The sequence below is a fragment of the Pseudomonas sp. FP1742 genome (assembly GCF_030687145.1).
Classification (GTDB): domain Bacteria; phylum Pseudomonadota; class Gammaproteobacteria; order Pseudomonadales; family Pseudomonadaceae; genus Aquipseudomonas; species Aquipseudomonas frederiksbergensis_D.
Window position 1 is genome coordinate 1,553,150 of record NZ_CP117460.1, and the last position, 16,746, is coordinate 1,569,895.

General features: G+C 60.1%; 18 protein-coding genes. 11 read left to right on the forward strand and 7 right to left on the reverse strand.

The window, feature by feature from the left end; translation table 11 throughout:
- The first annotated feature begins 436 nt into the window (after positions 1-436).
- From PSH64_RS06985 to PSH64_RS07010, 6 genes are all read left to right on the forward strand, one after another.
- On the forward strand, positions 437-1,744 hold the full coding sequence (locus tag PSH64_RS06985) for a glutamine synthetase family protein (RefSeq protein WP_370694475.1): 1,308 nt from the start codon (positions 437-439) through the stop codon (positions 1,742-1,744).
- 168 nt (positions 1,745-1,912) lie between these two features.
- Positions 1,913-3,562 (forward strand): phosphoethanolamine transferase, encoded by a 1,650-nt coding sequence (locus PSH64_RS06990; protein WP_105348220.1) that lies wholly within the window; start codon positions 1,913-1,915, stop codon positions 3,560-3,562.
- Between the two features lie 73 nt (positions 3,563-3,635).
- On the forward strand, positions 3,636-4,298 hold the full coding sequence (locus tag PSH64_RS06995; RefSeq protein ID WP_105348222.1) for a class I SAM-dependent methyltransferase: 663 nt from the start codon (positions 3,636-3,638) through the stop codon (positions 4,296-4,298).
- 182 nt (positions 4,299-4,480) lie between these two features.
- Positions 4,481-5,614: a ribonuclease D gene (gene rnd / locus PSH64_RS07000; RefSeq protein WP_105348224.1), complete on the forward strand. Its 1,134-nt coding sequence runs from the start codon at positions 4,481-4,483 to the stop codon at positions 5,612-5,614.
- Positions 5,611-5,904: a YcgL domain-containing protein gene (locus PSH64_RS07005; protein ID WP_105348227.1), complete on the forward strand. Its 294-nt coding sequence runs from the start codon at positions 5,611-5,613 to the stop codon at positions 5,902-5,904. Before rnd ends, PSH64_RS07005 begins: the two co-directional genes overlap by 4 nt.
- A gap of 120 nt (positions 5,905-6,024) precedes the next feature.
- On the forward strand, positions 6,025-6,957 hold the full coding sequence (locus tag PSH64_RS07010) for a D-2-hydroxyacid dehydrogenase (RefSeq protein ID WP_105348229.1): 933 nt from the start codon (positions 6,025-6,027) through the stop codon (positions 6,955-6,957).
- A 127-nt stretch (positions 6,958-7,084) separates the two neighbouring features.
- On the opposite strand, the gene PSH64_RS07015 is transcribed toward PSH64_RS07010, so the two are convergent.
- Positions 7,085-7,678: a nitroreductase family protein gene (locus PSH64_RS07015; protein WP_105348232.1), complete on the reverse strand. Its 594-nt coding sequence runs from the start codon at positions 7,676-7,678 to the stop codon at positions 7,085-7,087.
- A gap of 275 nt (positions 7,679-7,953) precedes the next feature.
- Here PSH64_RS07015 and PSH64_RS07020 point away from each other — a divergent pair, with 275 nt between their 5' ends.
- Entirely contained in the window at positions 7,954-8,403 is a 450-nt protein-coding gene (locus tag PSH64_RS07020; RefSeq protein WP_105348234.1) for a YcgN family cysteine cluster protein, read from the forward strand.
- 95 nt (positions 8,404-8,498) lie between these two features.
- On the forward strand, positions 8,499-9,728 hold the full coding sequence (locus PSH64_RS07025; RefSeq protein ID WP_305480338.1) for a hypothetical protein: 1,230 nt from the start codon (positions 8,499-8,501) through the stop codon (positions 9,726-9,728).
- A 114-nt stretch (positions 9,729-9,842) separates the two neighbouring features.
- On the opposite strand, the gene PSH64_RS07030 is transcribed toward PSH64_RS07025, so the two are convergent.
- The 4 genes from PSH64_RS07030 to PSH64_RS07045 form a co-directional block, all read right to left on the reverse strand.
- Entirely contained in the window at positions 9,843-10,220 is a 378-nt protein-coding gene (locus PSH64_RS07030; RefSeq protein ID WP_105348239.1) for a DUF2892 domain-containing protein, read from the reverse strand.
- An 80-nt stretch (positions 10,221-10,300) separates the two neighbouring features.
- A complete protein-coding gene (locus PSH64_RS07035; protein ID WP_007942196.1) occupies positions 10,301-10,771 on the reverse strand; it encodes an RNA methyltransferase in 471 nt (156 codons plus the stop codon).
- Between the two features lie 208 nt (positions 10,772-10,979).
- Positions 10,980-11,354 (reverse strand): YajD family HNH nuclease, encoded by a 375-nt coding sequence (locus PSH64_RS07040; RefSeq protein WP_105348241.1) that lies wholly within the window; start codon positions 11,352-11,354, stop codon positions 10,980-10,982.
- A 48-nt stretch (positions 11,355-11,402) separates the two neighbouring features.
- Positions 11,403-12,089 (reverse strand): spermidine synthase, encoded by a 687-nt coding sequence (locus PSH64_RS07045; RefSeq protein WP_028939344.1) that lies wholly within the window; start codon positions 12,087-12,089, stop codon positions 11,403-11,405.
- 95 nt (positions 12,090-12,184) lie between these two features.
- Between PSH64_RS07045 and PSH64_RS07050 the strand changes: the two genes are divergently transcribed.
- Positions 12,185-12,472, forward strand: coding sequence for a hypothetical protein (locus tag PSH64_RS07050; RefSeq protein ID WP_305480339.1), 288 nt, complete (start codon positions 12,185-12,187; stop codon positions 12,470-12,472).
- On the opposite strand, the gene PSH64_RS07055 is transcribed toward PSH64_RS07050, so the two are convergent.
- Positions 12,469-12,942, reverse strand: a complete 474-nt coding sequence (locus tag PSH64_RS07055; protein ID WP_105348246.1) for a cyclic nucleotide-binding domain-containing protein — start codon at positions 12,940-12,942, stop codon at positions 12,469-12,471. The two genes, PSH64_RS07050 and PSH64_RS07055, sit on opposite strands and share 4 nt — an antisense overlap.
- A gap of 215 nt (positions 12,943-13,157) precedes the next feature.
- Positions 13,158-15,212 (reverse strand): S9 family peptidase, encoded by a 2,055-nt coding sequence (locus PSH64_RS07060; RefSeq protein WP_105348251.1) that lies wholly within the window; start codon positions 15,210-15,212, stop codon positions 13,158-13,160.
- 215 nt (positions 15,213-15,427) lie between these two features.
- On the opposite strand from PSH64_RS07060, the gene PSH64_RS07065 reads away from it, so the two are divergent.
- Both PSH64_RS07065 and PSH64_RS07070 read left to right on the forward strand, forming a co-directional pair.
- Positions 15,428-15,925, forward strand: a complete 498-nt coding sequence (locus tag PSH64_RS07065) for an MFS transporter (RefSeq protein ID WP_305480340.1) — start codon at positions 15,428-15,430, stop codon at positions 15,923-15,925.
- A 32-nt stretch (positions 15,926-15,957) separates the two neighbouring features.
- Entirely contained in the window at positions 15,958-16,734 is a 777-nt protein-coding gene (locus tag PSH64_RS07070; RefSeq protein WP_305480341.1) for a class II glutamine amidotransferase, read from the forward strand.
- Positions 16,735-16,746 lie beyond the last annotated feature (12 nt).

The window sequence follows — 16,746 nt, forward strand, 5'->3', positions numbered from 1 at the left end:
GCCGCTTTCGCGAGCAAGCCCGCTCCCACAGGGGGATGTAGTGTTTGGTCGATTTTGTTCGCTTGAGGGTTTCGGTGAATGTTTAGCCAATCCACACCCAAGGTTCTTCAAATCCCGATTTAACGACTTAACCGCCCGTGTGACGCTGCTGCGCATCTGTTTACCGCGGTCTTCTCTATGGACGGTTGTCCAGTCGCACTCCCTTCCGAACTCGCCTTCTGGGCCTTGTGGCACTGCCGTCACGCGCGCCCGCCGGATTCTTGCATCTCCCGTTGATTGTTCTGACAGGTCCCGCGCCATGCGCCGGGATCAAATCGGCAGCGCCTGCGCGTTTGCCTGACGCGGATAGACGAGAACTCCCATGAGCTGTGCCACGACATCCTTCGCTACGAAAGAACAAGCCCTGACTTTCCTTGAACACAATCCGGACATCGAGATGTTCGAGCTGTTCATCCTCGACAACAACGGTGTACCACGGGGCAAATTGCTGCATCGCGATGAGCTGCTGGCGGTGTATGAAAGCGGTCGGCCACTGCCGAGTACCATCCTGGGGCTGACCATCAACGGCGATGATGTGGAAAACTCCGGGCTGGTGTGGGACGTCGGTGATATCGATTGCCGTGCTTACCCTGTCAGCGGCAGTTTGCAGCGCATGCCGTGGCGATTGATTCCCACGGCGGCGGTGCAGGTCAGCATGCATCCGCGAGAGGGCATGCCCGCGACCATCGCCGACCCACGGCACCTGCTGGCCAAGGTTATCGAAGGCTTGCAGGCCGACGGTTATTACCCGGTGATGGCAGCGGAGCTGGAGTTCTATCTGCTGGATCAGCAGCGCGACGGCAACGGTCGGCCGCAGCCGGCGCGGGATATCGATGGCGGACGGCCCCGTGGGACTCAGGTGTATGGCTTGCGTGAACTGGAACAGATCGAGCCGTTTCTGGCTGATCTCTACAGCGCCTGCAAGCTCCAGGGCATTCCGGCGCGCACGGCGATTTCCGAATACGCGCCGGGGCAAGTGGAGATCACCCTCGAACACCGCTCCGACGCTTTGCTGGCGATGGACGAAGCCGTGCGCTACAAACGGCTGGTCAAGGGCGTGGCCCACAAACACGGGATGACAGCTTGTTTCATGGCCAAACCTTTCGATGACCTGGCCGGCACCGGCATGCATATGCATGTCAGCCTGGCGGACAAGGACGGCAACAACCTGTTCGCCAGCGAAGCCCCGGACGGCACGCCGCTGCTCAAGCACGCGGTCGGCGGGATGCTCGCGACATTGCTCGATTCATTGCTGCTGTTTTGTCCGAACGCTAACTCGTACCGCCGTTTCCAGACCAACAGCTACGCACCACTGGCGGCCACCTGGGGCGTGGACAATCGTACCGTGAGTTTACGAATACCCGGTGGGCCGGCGTTCTCGCGGCATATCGAACACCGCATATGTGGTGCCGATGCCAACCCGTATCTGGCGGCTGCGGCGATTCTGGCCGGTATTCATCGCGGTATACGCGAGCAGCTTGACCCCGGAGCGCCGGTGGAAGGCAACGGTTACGCCCAGGCCACGCAGTTGTTGCCGACCGACTGGTTGACCACATTGCGAGCGCTGGAAGGGTCGAGTTGGGCACGGGAAGCATTCGGCAGTGAGTTTCTTGGCGTGTATTTGGCGGTGAAACGTGCCGAATACCGGCAGTTCATGGGCGAGGTCGGTGAGCAGGATTGGCGCTGGTATCTGCATCAGGCCTGAAACAGGCCTCCAGTGTTGAAGGTTTTGGCCAAACGCCATGAGCCCCAACTATTCGTTGGCTTCTTTTTCACGAAAAATTGATGGTTAACTCCTTAAGCTTCGTGCCCTCGTGGTAAATGAAATTTTCACATTTGCCACGGGCACTTCTTTTCAGGAACAGCCGATCACATGTTGAAGTTCAAAGCCGTGCGCCCCGAATGGGTGACGTTGGTTTCCAGTGCTTTTCTATTGGCAGGGTTCAATTTAGTTCTCTGGCAACACCTCTTCGATATCACCGCTGCAGACGGTCAAGGCATCGTCATGCGTGTCGCATTCGGCGTGATGATCCTGGCGGCCTTCAATATTGTGCTGACCTTGCTGGCCTTCCGCCCTGTGATGAAACCCGTGTTGACGCTGATTTTTTTGATCAGTGCCGGTGTGGCGTATTTCATGAGCCAATACGGTGTGCTGATCGACGCCGGAATGTTGCGTAACTTCGCAGAAACCAATGCCACGGAAGTACGCGACTTACTGTCGCTGAAGCTGTTTGTCTATATCGCACTGCTTGGCGTCTTGCCGTCGTGGTTGTTGTGGAAAATCCCGGTTAATTATCGTCGTTGGCACCGTGAGTTATTAAGTAAAGTGCTGGTGAGTGTCGCCTCGGCTGCAGTGATCGGCGGTGTCGCCCTGGTCAATTATCAAGGCCTGTCGTCGTTGTTTCGCAATCACCATGAATTGCGCCTGATGGTGGTACCGAGCAACTACATCGGTGCCTCGTTCGGTTATTTGCGTGAGCAAGTGGTGTCGGCACGGCAACCTTTCGCCAAGCTGGGTGAAGATGCCCGCAAAACTCCAGCCTGGCAGGCCCACGAGCGTAAATCCCTGACAGTTCTGGTGGTGGGCGAAAGCGCCCGGGCCGAGAACTTTGGCATCCTGGGTTATAACCGCGACACCACGCCGAAACTGGATAAGGAAGCCGGCCTGATTGCCTTCACTGATGTGCATTCGTGCGGCACGGAAACAGCGGTGTCGGTGCCCTGCATGTTCTCCGATATGGGCCGCAAGGATTACAACGCCAGTAAGGCGAAGAATCAGGAAGGATTGCTGGACGTGCTCAAGCACGCCGGTCTCCAGGTGATCTGGCGCGATAACCAGTCGGGCTGCAAAGGTACCTGCGATCGGGTCACTGTTGATGATGTGAGTAATCTGAAAGACCCGGTGCTGTGTGCCGACAGTGAATGCCGCGATGAAATTCTCCTGCAAGGTTTGCAGCACTTCATCGACACGCTGGATAAAGACACGGTGCTGGTACTGCACCAAATGGGCAGTCACGGTCCGGAATACTTCAAACGCTACCCGAAAGAGTACGAGCACTTCACGCCCGTGTGTGAAAGCAATGCGCTGAACAATTGCAGCCGCGAAAGCATCGTCAATGGCTACGACAACACGCTGGTGTATACCGACCATGTGCTGTCGACCCTGATCGATCTGTTGCGCAGCAATCAGGGCAAAGTCGATACCGCGATGCTTTATCTGTCGGACCACGGCGAATCGCTGGGCGAATACAACCTGTTCCTGCATGGCACGCCTTACATGCTGGCTCCGGAGCAACAGAAGCATGTTGCGATGCTGGCATGGTTCTCCGACAGCTATCAAAAGTCGTTTTCGGTGGACACCCATTGCCTGCAATTGAGTCGCGAAAAGCCCTTGAGTCAGGACAACCTGTTCCATTCGATGCTCGGTCTGCTGGAAGTCAACAGCAAGGTCTACAACCCCGAACTGGATATGTTCGCCGGTTGCCGTGGCTCTGTGATTGATGGCGTGCTGGCCAGGAAATGAGTGGGTCGATCTTTTTTTCACGCAGTGACCGCTAACCTGCGGCGCCTGGAACATCCAACAAGAGCCATTAAACATGTCCGCGCAGCCCCCATCCGCCTTCGAACTTGAGTTCGCCCGGCGCTACGATCAGGAACACGCCCGCGTCTGTAAACAGCCGCAGCCGCGTGGCCTGGCGGGGCGTTTGACGTTCTGGCGCGAAGAGCAATTGGTGCGTAATGCGCTTCAGGTCGCTGGTGAACCGGGGTTGATCCTTGATGTGGCCTGCGGTGCCGGGCGTTTCTGGCCGGTTCTGGCCGAGCATGCGAACCGGGTGATCCTCGCGGCCGACCCGTCTCAGGACATGCTCGATCACGCTCGCACCCACCATCCGCAAAACCTGCTGCAACGGATCAAGACCTTTCAGAGTTCAGCCTTCACCATCGGCTTGTCGGCGAATGCGGTTGACTGCATTTTTTGCCTGCAACTGTTTCAACGCGTCGCCTGTCCCGAGCATCGATTGGCCATGCTGGGCGAGTTCCACCGGGTCAGTCGCGATACGGTGATTGTGGCAGTGCGGGTTGATGGTTATTTCAAGCTCGGGCGTGCGGACGAAGAGGGCGCGCAGGTCCAGCCACAGGCCGGCAAGGCCGAGCTTGAGGCCGAGTTCAGGCAAGCGGGTTTCTGCTTGCTCAGCCATCAGGACCTGGTGCCGGGTTGCGCGCGGATGCGGGTCTACGTGTTGCGTAAGGACAGCTAGGGGGCGTTCTCAATGAGTTTCCCCGCCGCGCCGGGGAAACTCATTGAGAACGCCCCTGGTCTCCACCTGTCAGACAATTCTTGCTGTCAGGCAGGCATTTTCGCTAATGCTCTTGTTCAGTGGAGGCGCGGAAATCGCCGGGGGCGATATATACTGCGTGCCATTCTTCAAGGGAGAGCCGTGTGGCCATCGATATTCACTGGATTCGCGACAACGATAGCCTCGGTCAGTTTTGCTCCGAGTGGCAGCAGCTGCCATTCGTTGCCCTCGACACCGAATTCATGCGGGTCGACACCTTTTACCCGATCGCGGGCCTGCTGCAGATCGGCGATGGCGTACGCGCTTACCTGATTGACCCACTGACCATCGACAACTGGCAGCCTCTGGCCGCATTGCTGGAAAACCCGGCGGTGGTCAAAGTCGTGCATGCGTGCAGCGAAGACCTCGAAGTCCTGTTGCGCCTGACCGGCAGCCTGCCGGCACCGCTGTTTGACACCCAACTGGCCGCCGCTTATCTGAACCTGGGTTTTTCCATGGGCTATTCGCGGCTGGTGCAGGACGTGCTCGGCATCGACCTGCCCAAGGGCGAGACCCGTTCCGACTGGCTGCAACGTCCGCTGTCCGACACTCAGATCAGCTACGCCGCCGAAGATGCCCTGCATCTGGCGGAAGTTTTCGTACGGTTGCGTCCGAAGCTTTCTGACGAAAAATACGCCTGGGTCCTGGAAGACGGCGCCGAGCTGGTGGCCAACCTGCGTCGCGAGATCGACCCGTACGAGGTCTATCGCGACGCCAAACTGGCCTGGAAACTGTCCCGGGCCCAACTCGCCGTGCTGCGTGAACTCTGCGCCTGGCGTGAGCGTGAAGCCCGCGCCCGCGATCTGCCGCGCAACCGCATCATCCGTGAACATTCACTGTGGCCGCTGGCGCGCACCCAACCGGACAACCTCGGCGCACTGGCGAAAATCGAAGACATGCACCCGCGGACCGTGCGTCAGGACGGTGAGTTTCTGCTTGATCTGATCAAGCGCTCTGGCAGTGTGTCGCCTGATCAATGGCCGCCAGCGGTGCCGGAGCCGTTGCCGGTGGAAGCCGCCGCGCTGGTCAAACGGCTGCGCGCCATCGGCCAGGCCGAAGCCGAGCGTCTGAACATCGCGCCGGAGCTGATGCTGCGCAAGAAAACCCTGGAAGCGCTGCTCAAGAGCGGTTTCCCCAATGGTCCTTACCAATTGCCTGATTCGCTGCGTGGCTGGCGCCGCGAATTGATGGGCCAGGCGCTGCTCGACAGCCTGGCCACCGCCGGAGAACAGCCTTGAAACGTATTTGCTCCATTTATCGAAGCTCGAAGAAAAACGAGATGTACCTCTATGTGCTCAAGAGCGATGCACTGGAGCGCGTGCCGGAATCCCTGATGGCGGCTTTCGGCAAAGCCATACACGCTTTCGATCTGGTGCTGAGCCCCGAGCGCAAGCTGTCGCGCGAAGATATCAACGTCGTACTGGAGAACCTCGACAAGCAGGGCTACCACCTGCAAATGCCCCCGGCCGAAGACGAATACATCGAACACTTGCCGGAAGAGTTACTGCGCCGCAACGATCCGATGTGATCGGCAGACAGGCTCTGTTCAGAGCCTTTATGAACCACTGGAATGATTTTGGCGATGGCCGTGACGATGGAGCAACACTCCGTCGGCGGTCGTCTGCACTGTTTTTGAAAGGTTTGAAACATGCGCGTTCTGATTGCTGAACACGACCACCCTGTATATGCCCAGCTGTTGCGTCAGGCTGCGCCTGATCTGGAAGTACTGACCAGCGGCGATTCTGCCGAGCTGGCCCGTAAGGCCGCCGACTGTCAGGTCTGGCTCGGCCAGCCGGACCTGCTGGCAACCCTGTTGCGTCAGGGGCACACACCGGCATGGCTGCAGTCGACCTGGGCAGGCATCACGCCATTGCTGGCCGACGGTTTGCCACGAAACTATCGCCTGACTCGCGCGGTAGGGATTTTCGGTCAGCTCATGGCCGAGTACGTACTGACTTACATGCTTGGCCACGAACGCGAAGTGCTGGCGCGGCTGGTCAGCCAGGTCGAGCGCAAGTGGGACAACCGCCAGGGTCAAAGCCTGGCTGGACGCAAGGCGTTGATCGTCGGCACCGGTGATATCGGTCAGACGGTGGCGCAGTTTCTGCTGCCGTTCGGCGTCGAGTTATACGGCATCGCCAGCACCGCCCGGGAGCAGGCGCCCTTTGTCGAAGTCGGGGCATTGAGCGACCTGCCGCGCCTGGTTGGTGAGGTGGATTACGTGATCAATCTGCTGCCGAACACCCCCAATACCCATGACCTGTACGACGCAGCGCTGTTCAAGCAGTTCAAGCCGAGCGGGTTGTTCATCAACGTCGGACGCGGCGTGGCGGTGGTCGATGCGGATTTGGTGGAAGCCTTGAAGGAAGGGCATCTGGCCGGAGCCGTGATCGATGTCTGCCGTCAGGAGCCGCTGCCGCAACGTCATCCGTTCTGGACCGCATGGGGTTTGCTGCTGACCGGTCACAGCTCGGCACCGACTTCGCCGCCGATGATGGCGAAGCTGTTTATCGAGAACCTGAGGGCGTATCAGGCGGGCGAAGCGCTGCGCGGGGAAGTGGATTTCGCGCGCGGGTATTGAGTCCACCCCCTAATCAAAATGTGGGAGCGGGCTTGCTCGCGAAGGCGCAGTGTCAGTCAATACACAAGGTGACTGACAAACCGCTTTCGCGAGCAAGCCCGCTCCCACATTGGTTATATGTTGTTGCTTAGAGGGTGAAATCACCCTCGGCCGCCAACTCGCTCAGCGGACGACGCGGGCTTGGCTCTTCGCGTGCTTGCAGGTACTCGGCCAGCGTCGCCTTGTCGCCCAGCTTGCCGATCGCCACGGCGGCGTGCAGCGCATAACCCTCAGGAATGTTCAGCTCCTTGCGGGTCAATTCCTGATCGAAACCGGCCATGCCGTGGGTGTGCCAGCCGCTGATGCTCGCTTGCAGCGCCAGGTGGCCCCAAGCGGAACCGGTGTCGAAGGTGTGCCACAGGGCCGGGGTTTCTTCGCTGGCGCCAGGAACCGCAAAGGTGGTTTTCGAGATCACGATCACCAGCGCCGAGGCGTGTTGCGCCCAGCTGCGGTTGAACTCGTTCAACAGGCCCAGGTAACGCTCCCAGTTCGGCGTGTCGCGACGCGCATAGAGAAACCGCCAAGGTTGCGAGTTGTATGCCGATGGCGCCCAGCGCGCGGCTTCGAAGAAGCTCAGCAGGGTTTCTTCAGGGATGTTTTCACCAGTGAATGCGCGGGGCGACCAGCGATCGGTGAACTGAGGGTGAATGGCGTAGTCGGCAACGCGTGGATTAGCACTCATCAAGAGATTCCTTTACGTCTGAAAGTGGGGGTCGTCGAAAAACCGGCGGGAACAGTTGAACTGAGCGCCAGGTTTTTTTGAGCCGGCAGTTCACCTGAATGCAACGCGGTTGAGCGTTAATGGCACTTGGGGAGGGCTCCTTGCGACTGGCAAAGCTACTGGGTGGCGCAAAAACTGACAAGTGCCGTCGTACCGGCAGTCGCCAATGCTTGGCCCGCCGGTGCCTTGGCACTAGACTGGCGGCCTTTTCACCACCTGATGTTGAAGCTTGAGCCATGGCCGCCAAAGTCGAACCGTTCTGGATACGCAAAACCCTCGATCAACTCGATCCAGAGGAATGGGAATCGCTGTGCGATGGCTGTGGCCTGTGCTGCCTGCAAAAGCTCGAGGACGAAGACGACAACGCCGTCTACTACACGCGTATCGCCTGCAAACTGCTGGACCTCAAAACCTGTCAGTGCACCGATTACCCCAACCGTCGCGACTTTGTACCCGATTGCATCCAGCTCACGCCGGGCAAGGCCGATGAGTTCAAATGGTTGCCACCGACCTGCGGTTATCGACTGGTCAGCGAAGGCAAGGACCTGCCGCTCTGGCATCACCTGGTGTGTGGTGATCGCGAGGCGGTGCATCACGAGCGTATTTCCCAGTCCGGGCGCATGCTCGCCGAAGGCAGCGTGGCCGAAGACGATTGGGAAGATCACCTGATTTTTCGCGCGGGTTAGTGCGTAGCACATACAAGATCGGCAGTGGTTACAGGAATTTGGGGGCGCGACGCAGCCCTGCGCGAGCAAGCTCGCTCGCCACAATAGGAGTGTGTATGACGGTGGGAGTGCTGCGGGCGTTGGCTGTCGGGCTGCTGGCCCTGAGCTCGCCCGTTTGGGCGGCGAAGAAAGTCGATCTGGATTATCACGTACGCCTGTTGCCGCAAAGCGATCAGGCCGAAGTGCGCCTGACCTTGGCCCAAGGCTCGGCGGTGCGCAGCCTGGATTTTGACTTGGGCGATGGCAGTCACTACAGCGACTTCAAGGCCGATGGCCAATGGCAGCTCACACCGGGCAAACAGGCCCGTGGTGTCTGGCACCCGGCGGCCGACAAGGCCAGCCTCACTTATCGCGTGCGCATCAGCCATGGGCGCAAGAGCGGCAGCTTCGATACGCGCATGACACCTACCTGGGCGCTGATGCGTGGCGATGACCTGGTGCCTGCGGCCAGACTCGATCAGCAGGACGGCATCGAGCTGGTATCACGCCTGGAATTCGAATTGCCCAGCGGTTGGAAAAGCGTCGAAACCACCTGGCCGCGGATCGGCAAAAACAAGTTCCGCATCGATAACGTCTCGCGCCTGTTCGACCGGCCTACCGGTTGGATGCTCGCCGGCCAACTCGGCAGTCGTCGTACGCGGCTGGGAGAAACCGAAGTCACCGTGGCCTCGCCCCGGGGCCAGGGCATGCGCCGCATGGATGTGCTGACGCTGCTGACGTTCGTGTGGCCGCAAGTGCAGGAAGTTTTTCCGCGTCACCCCAGCAAACTGCTGATCGTTGGCGCCAATGACCCGATGTGGCGTGGCAGCCTGGCCGCGCGGGAATCGATCTATCTCAATAGCCGCCTGCCGCTGGTCAGCGAAAGCGGCACCAGTGCCTTGGTGCGTGAATTGGCTCAGGCCTTCGGCCGAATCAACGACAGCCAGCGCAGCGACTGGATCAGCGAAGGGTTTGCCGAGTATTACGCCATCGAACTGGTGCGTCGCGCTGGCGGCATGAGTGATGAGCGGTATGAGAGCCTGCAGAGCAAGTTGGCCAAGGACAGCCAGAAGGTCACGACCGTGCGCGGGGAGCAGATCAACCCGGCGCAGGTGGCCAAAGCGGTGGTGTTGCTACAGGAACTGGATCGCGAGATTCGCCTGAAGACCCGCAACAAGCGCTCGCTGGATGATGTGCTGCGTGGGGCGATGCGTTTGGAAAGTGTCGATACCAAGGAATTCGTGCAATTGGCGCAGAGCGTTATTGGCGAGTCTTCCAAGGTGCTCGACAGCGGGCTGCTTCAGTAATACCGCCATTCGCGAGCAAGCCCGCTCCCACATTGGATCTGCGCCGTACACAAGATCAACTGTGTGTGTGGGCTTGCCCGCGAAGAGGCCCTAAGCCTCACCGCAAACTCCGGATCAAACCCCGGTCTTAGGCGATTTCAAAGAATCATTGCCGGTCACGGTCGCAGTTTTGGTCGCCGCCTCGGCATTGGCCTTCAACCGACTCAACTCTTCCCCGGTCCGCTCGATTTTTGCCCGTACGTTATTCATGTCCTGACGGCTTTTTTCCAGAAAGCTTTTCGCCGAACTGTGCCCGGTGATGCCGCGGGCCAGGGCTACGCCGCCGATCGCCACCTGAATCAACCCGAACACGCCACCGCGCCGCAGGCCCTTGCCGACCATCACCACGCCACCGGCCAGAGAACCGACGCGCTCCCAACCCTGCACGTTCTGTTCGGGCTGAGTCTGGAACGGGGTGGATTCGATACGCTCTACGGGTTTGAGGTCGTTCATGATCTGTCTCCAGGCTTCAAGAATGGATAATTAAGCTGACTGCCGAGGCGGGTGGCTCGTTCCATCGGATGTGCGCTGATTCAGCGGAATTTCGGGCCCGAGCGGGTGTTATTGCCCTTGGCCATGCGGTCGTACAACACCACGTTGACCGTGGCCGCCAGGTTCATGCAGCCGGTGGTCGGGATGTAGACCACGTCTTCGCACCAGTCGCGGATTTCTTTATCCAGCGAGCCGTCTTCGGGGCCGAAGATGTAGAGGGCGCGATCCGGGTGAGTGTATTCCGGCAACGAGCGGGCGCCATCGACCAGTTCCACGGCGACCGGTACACAGCCCAGCGGCAGGATTTTCTTCAGGTCGTCGATGCCGATCAGCGGAATGTCGTAGTGGACTTTCTTGGTGTCGGTGACGAAGTCGGCGGCGCGTTCATAGCGCTTGCCGGTGTAGAACACCGACGCCACGCCATAGCAGCCGGCGGCGCGCATCACCGAACCGACGTTCTCCGGTGATTTGGGGTTATACAAACCAATGCAGCTGTACCGTTTGTCTGCCACGAGCGGGGTGCCTTCGGGAAAAAACGCCGATTATACGGGGATTGGGGGAGGGTGGTCAGGTTGTAGATTGGTGGTGTTTGTTCGATCGCCTTCGCGAGCGAGCCCGCTCCCACATTTAATCTGCGGCGTACACAAATGGTGTGTTCAGCCGAAATCCAATGTGGGAGCGGGCTCGCTCGCGAAGGGGTCAGTTCAGACGCTGAAGATATTACTCATCCTTCTTCATCAACCCGGCCAACGCCGCAAACGGGTTATGCGTGGCCTTGGCGATTTTCGGCGTGCTCAGCGAGCCTTCGTCGAAATACTGCTGATCGGTGTAACGCGAATGCTCGTTGTCATGGCAATACAGGCACAACAGCTCCCAGTTCGAACCGTCCTGCGGGTTGTTGTCGTGGTTGTGGTCGCGGTGGTGCACGGTCAGTTCGCTCAGGCGTTTGCCGGAAAACTCGCGGGCGCAGCGGCCGCACACGTGCGGGTACATCTTCAGGGCCTTGTCGCGGTAACCCATTTCCTTGTCGCGCTGATTGTCGGCAAGGATGCGGTCCAACTTTGAAGTGTTGGTTGGAGGCGTTGACGAACTCATGGGTTCACCTTTGTAAAAGACTAATGACGGTTATGAACAGAGTTTAGCTCAGCCCTTGAGCTTCTCGGCAATCCAGATGGTATGGCGGGTGCCTTTGTTGCCGTGGGCGAAGACTTGCACTTCTTCGGCCTTGAAACCGGCCTTCTTCAGCTTGTCGGAAAACTGCCGGTCGGCGCTGGCCGACCACACCGCCAGCACGCCTTTGGGGCGCAGGGCCTTGGCGCAAGCGCTGAGGCCACCGGCGGAGTAGAGCCAGCTGTTGGCTTTCTGTGTCAGGCCTTCGGGGCCGTTGTCGACGTCGAGCATGATCGCATCGAAACCCTGCGGCTCGGCTTGCAGCACCTTGGCCACGTCTTCCAGGCGGATCACCGTGCGCGGGTCGAGCAGCGGGTTGCCGGCTTTTTCGCCCAACGGCCCACGGTTCCACTCCACCACGCCGGGCACCAGTTCGGCCACCACCACTTCAGCGGTCTTGCCCAAATGCTTGAGCGCCGAGGCGAGGGTGAAGCCCATGCCCAGGCCGCCAATCAACACTCGCGAATTCGGTCGGCCGGCGACCTTGCGGCAGGGGATTTCGGCCAGGGCATCTTCGGAGCCGTGCATGCGGGTGTTCATCAACTGCCCGCCATCGCCGCCCTGGATCTTGATGACGAAATCCTCGCCGTATTCGAACAGGCACAAGGCACCGCCGTTTTCAGGAATGGGGGTGGTGTCGAGCAGAACGAAACGTTTCATGGGGCTCTCTTGAGGAGAAATTGATGCACGGAGGAAGGCAAACGAACGCAGTTGGGAGTAGCCTGCAACAGACCACAAGGCCAACGGAGCCATTGATGAAGCGCACCATTCTAACGGCCATTGCCCTGGCCGCGCTCTCGATAACTGCAGTGCAGGCCCAGGAGCAGCAAACCATCCCCACCAGCCCCGCGCCGATACCCGGTTCGCCCGGCACCGCCACGCCGACACCGTACCCGCAGATCACTCCGACCAGTGTGCCCAAGGCCGGGGGAAATGGCGGACCACCGCTGTTGCCGCCGATCGAAATGCCTAACCCGCCCAAGGATCAGACCTTGCCAGGCCTTGAGCCGAACGCGACCAAAATCAAAACGCCCGGCGGTTAGATCTGCTGCGAGAGCAATTGCCCGTCGGCCATGCGCAAGCGTTTGGAGAGGGAGACGGCGAGGGCGCGGATGATCTTGGCGGCGATTTTCGGCGCGTCGTTGAGCATCTTTTCCAGGGAGTCCTTGCCCAGGTTGAGCAACTGGCAGTTACTCGCGGCCACGCAACTGGCTGAACGCCGTTCGCCGTCGAGCACGGCCATTTCGCCGAACGCCCGACCGCTGCGCAAGGTGGCCATGGTCACCCGTTGCCCTTCGCTGTTGGTCTTCTGCACCGCGACCTGGCCGGTGTGGATGATGCACATGAAACTGCCGGCATCGCCCTCGTGGAAAATCTCTTCGCCTTCGGCGATGGTGCTGATGCTGAAGTAACCCGAAGCCGCCACGAAGTCCGCCGGGAGCAATTGATCGAACAGGCCGCAGTCCATCAGCCAGTCACGAATTTCTTTGTTCAGTAAGGTCGGTTCTGACATGTCGTCACTGTCTTTTTCTTGTGTTTGTTGCTGTTCCGGATCATGGGTAGCACTTGGTCCCCTGTGGGAGCGGGCTTGCTCGCGAAAGCGCAGTATCAGTCAACATTGATGTTGAATGTGACGGCCCCTTCGCGAGCAAGCCCGCTCCCACATTGGTTTTGCGCTGAATCGGGGCCGGCGTCTGGTGTTAAGACCGGGACGCCGGGCCAAGTTCCTCAGGCAATGCCCAAAACCTTCAAAACAAATGCGTATTCGAGGGCTACGTCACGTAATCCCTGGTAACGACCGCTCATCCCGCCATGCCCGGCGCCCAATTCAGTCTTGAGCAGCAGCGGGTTGGTGTCGGTTTTGGTCGCGCGCAATTTTGCCACCCACTTGGCCGCTTCCCAGTACTGCACGCGACTGTCGTTGTAGCCGGCGATCACCAGCGTCGCCGGATAGGCTTGCGCGCTGACATTTTCGTACGGCGCGTAGGCCTTGATCCGATCATAGACGTCCGGCTCTTGCGGGTTGCCCCATTCGTCGTATTCGGTGACGGTCAGCGGTAATTCCGGGTCGAGCATGGTGTTGAGCACGTCGACGAACGGCACTTCGGCGATCGCCGCGCCGAACAGGTCCGGGCGCCGATTGAGTACTGCGCCGATCAACAGGCCACCGGCGCTGCCGCCACTGATTGCCAGCTGCGATGAAGTGGTGAAACCGTTGGCGATCAGGTGTTCGGCGCAGGCGATGAAGTCGCTGAAGGTGTTGTGTTTGTGTTCCTGCTTGCCGGCGCGATACCAGGCTTCGCCCAGTTCACCGCCGCCGCGTACATGCGCGATGGCGAACGCCATGCCGCGATCCAGCAGGCTCAGGCGGGCGTGGGAGAACCACGGGTCGAGGCTTTCGCCGTAAGCGCCATAGCCGTATAGATAAAGCGGCGTCGGTTTACCGAGGAATTCGCGTTTGACCACCAGGCTGATCGGCACTTGCGTACCGTCCGGGGCTGTGGCCCAAAGCCGCTGGCTGACGTATGCGTCGGCGTCGAACGGGCCGAGCACCGGAGTTTCCTTGAGGACTTTCTGCTCGCCGGTGGCCAGAACCAGTTGGCGGATTTGCGCCGGACGATTCAAGGCCTCGTAGCGCAGACGGATTCTGTCGCTGACAAATTCCAGGCTGTTCTGCACATGCAGGCTGTAGGCCGCGTCCGGCAATTGCACGCGATACGGCGCCAGGCCCTGTGGGCGGACTTCGATGATCGGCAGGCCACCTTCACGCAGGCTCAGGGTCATGGCCTCGGCGTTCAGGCTCATGCCATCGATCATCACCGTGTCGCTGTGGGGAATCAGGATCTGCCAGTCGGCTTCGGTCGGCGCCACGCCGGTGTCGACCGCCTGGTACAAGGCGAAGTTGATGCCGTCGCGGTTGGTGCGGATCAACCACGTCCACTCGCCGTCGAGTTTGCCGTGGTCGACATCGTATTCATGGTCTTCGACCCGCGGCGCCAGGCAGGTAAAGGCCTGATGCGGCAATGATGCGTCGAGCACCCAGACTTCGCTGGTGGTTTTGCTGCCCAGCGACAACAGCAATTGCCGTTCGGAACTGGAGCGGTAGCAATGCAGGAAGAATCGGCCGTCCGGCTCATGGAACACTTCTTCGGCGGCGGTGCCGTCCAGCCGATAGCGGAACAGTTTATGCGGGCGATGGGTGTCGTCGAGTTCGCCGAAGAACAGCGTCAGGCTATCGTTGGCCCACGTCATGCTGCCGTCGCAGTCCTGGAATTCCAGCTCGCTGACCCGGCCGCTGGACAATTCCTTCACGTACAGCGTGTAGATCTCTTCGCCCGAGGAATCGATGCTGTAGGCCAGGCGCTGGTGGTCCGGGCTGATGCTGAACGCGCCCAGGGAAAAGAAGCCGCCCTTGGCCAGCACATTCGGATCGAGCAGCAGCAGTTCCTGGCTTTCGTCGATGAGCAGGCTGCCATCGGTCGGGCGCGGGCAGCGGTAATGGCGGGCGTATTCGTCGCCGGCGGTGGTGCGGGTGTAATACAGGTACGGGCCCCAGGGCGAGGGCAGCGACAGATCGGTTTCGAGAATCCGGCTCTTGATCTCTTCGAACAGGGTTTCGCGCAGCCCGGCCTGATCGGCGGTTTGCGCCTCTTGATAGCGGTTTTCAGCTTTCAGGTAATCGAGCACTGCGTCGGTGTCGCGCTCCTGCAGCCAGGCATACGGGTCATCGCCGTCGGCCTTGTGGGCAATGGGCGCGTCGGAAACGTTGGCGGATAGGGGCATGAAGGGCTCTCGGACAATGTACGGAATAGGGTTTTGCTACCTGTGGGAGCGGGCTTGCTCGCGAAGGCGGTGTGTCAGGCAACATCAATGTCGAGTGATACTCCCTCTTCGCGAGCAAGCCCGCTCCCACATGGAATGCGCTTAACTCACTGGTATTGGGACAAGCCTGACGTGCGAAAAGTCGTTACTATAAGCGTCTCTTTGCCTGCCTTGCCATGGACACCATGACCGAGAACGACTATCTGATCGCTTGGGGCCTCTACGCCTTTGCCGCTTTGGGCTGCCTGTTGGTGTGGATGCGCATCACCCGCTGGATGTGGCGCTGGCTGCGTGAGCCGCTGCGGCTACTGGTGGCGGTGTTGCTGTTCAGCCCGACCATCATCGACCCGGTGAAGGAAAAGGTCGCCCCGGCCATTGCCATTACTGCGCTCGATTTGCTGTTCAAGGTTGGCAACAACGCCTGGCGGGCGATTTCCGACCTGTTCATGTACGGCATGATTGCCTTCGGCATTTATCTGGTTTTCGTGGCGATCCGTTTCCCCATCGAACGGGCCTCCAAGGCTCGCAAAGAGCGGGCGGAGGCCGCCAAGGCTGCGGCGCGGGCCGACGACGCCGAAGGGGAGCAACCGTTCGGTGGTGCCGGCGACGATCGTTACGGCCGGCCACCGGTGCCGAGCAACCCTCAGCGTTTGCGGGTTGAACCACGTCTGTAACAGTGCCCCTGCCTTTCATCGAGAGTCCGAGCATGTGTGAGTTATTGGGCATGAGCGCCAATGTCCCGACCGATATCGTGTTCAGCTTCACCGGGCTGATGCAGCGCGGCGGCCGTACCGGGCCGCACCGTGACGGTTGGGGCATCGCTTTCTATGAAGGCCGTGGCCTGCGGTTGTTTCAAGACCCGGCGGCGAGCAGCGAGTCGGAAGTGGCGAACCTGGTGCAGCGCTACCCGATCAAGAGTGAAGTGGTGATCGGCCACATTCGCCAGGCCAACGTCGGCAAGGTCTGCCTGTCCAACACCCATCCGTTCGTGCGCGAGTTGTGGGGGCGCAACTGGTGTTTCGCCCACAACGGCCAGTTGGCCGACTTCAACCCGAGCACCAGTTTCTACCGCCCCGTCGGCGATACCGACAGCGAAGCGGCGTTCTGCGACTTGCTCAACCGGGTACGCGCTGCGTTCCCTGAGCCGGTAGAGATCGAAGAACTGCTGCCGGACCTGGTGGCCGCCTGCGCCGAGTACCGCAGCAAAGGCGTGTTCAACTGCTTGCTCAGCGACGGCGACTGGCTGTTCTGCTACTGCTCGACCAAACTGGCGCAAATCACTCGCCGTGCCCCGTTCGGCCCGGCACGTTTGAAGGATGTCGATGTGATCGTCGACTTCCAGGCCGAGACCACGCCCAACGACGTGGTCACGGTGATCGCCACCGAACCCTTGACCGAAAACGAAACCTGGACCCGCTACGAACCGGGCCAATGGAGCCTTTGGCGACGCGGCGAATGCGTCAGCCAGGGCAAGACCGAATAAGGATCTCTTCTC

Bases quoted from the DNA above. Each gene is read 5' to 3' on its own strand.
- PSH64_RS07010 (WP_105348229.1), top strand. From the start codon at position 6,025: ATGCGCGTTCTGATTGCTGAACACGACCACCCTGTATATGCCCAGCTG.
- PSH64_RS06990 (WP_105348220.1), top strand. From the start codon at position 1,913: ATGTTGAAGTTCAAAGCCGTGCGCCCCGAATGGGTGACGTTGGTTTCC.
- PSH64_RS07060 (WP_105348251.1), bottom strand. From the start codon at position 15,212: ATGCCCCTATCCGCCAACGTTTCCGACGCGCCCATTGCCCACAAGGCC.
- PSH64_RS07070 (WP_305480341.1), top strand. From the start codon at position 15,958: ATGTGTGAGTTATTGGGCATGAGCGCCAATGTCCCGACCGATATCGTG.
- PSH64_RS07040 (WP_105348241.1), bottom strand. From the start codon at position 11,354: ATGAGTTCGTCAACGCCTCCAACCAACACTTCAAAGTTGGACCGCATC.
- PSH64_RS07065 (WP_305480340.1), top strand. From the start codon at position 15,428: ATGGACACCATGACCGAGAACGACTATCTGATCGCTTGGGGCCTCTAC.
- PSH64_RS07030 (WP_105348239.1), bottom strand. From the start codon at position 10,220: ATGAACGACCTCAAACCCGTAGAGCGTATCGAATCCACCCCGTTCCAG.
- PSH64_RS06985 (WP_370694475.1), top strand. From the start codon at position 437: ATGTTCGAGCTGTTCATCCTCGACAACAACGGTGTACCACGGGGCAAA.
- PSH64_RS07020 (WP_105348234.1), top strand. From the start codon at position 7,954: ATGGCCGCCAAAGTCGAACCGTTCTGGATACGCAAAACCCTCGATCAA.
- PSH64_RS06995 (WP_105348222.1), top strand. From the start codon at position 3,636: ATGTCCGCGCAGCCCCCATCCGCCTTCGAACTTGAGTTCGCCCGGCGC.
- PSH64_RS07015 (WP_105348232.1), bottom strand. From the start codon at position 7,678: ATGAGTGCTAATCCACGCGTTGCCGACTACGCCATTCACCCTCAGTTC.
- PSH64_RS07055 (WP_105348246.1), bottom strand. From the start codon at position 12,942: ATGTCAGAACCGACCTTACTGAACAAAGAAATTCGTGACTGGCTGATG.
- PSH64_RS07025 (WP_305480338.1), top strand. From the start codon at position 8,499: ATGACGGTGGGAGTGCTGCGGGCGTTGGCTGTCGGGCTGCTGGCCCTG.
- PSH64_RS07050 (WP_305480339.1), top strand. From the start codon at position 12,185: ATGAAGCGCACCATTCTAACGGCCATTGCCCTGGCCGCGCTCTCGATA.
- PSH64_RS07045 (WP_028939344.1), bottom strand. From the start codon at position 12,089: ATGAAACGTTTCGTTCTGCTCGACACCACCCCCATTCCTGAAAACGGC.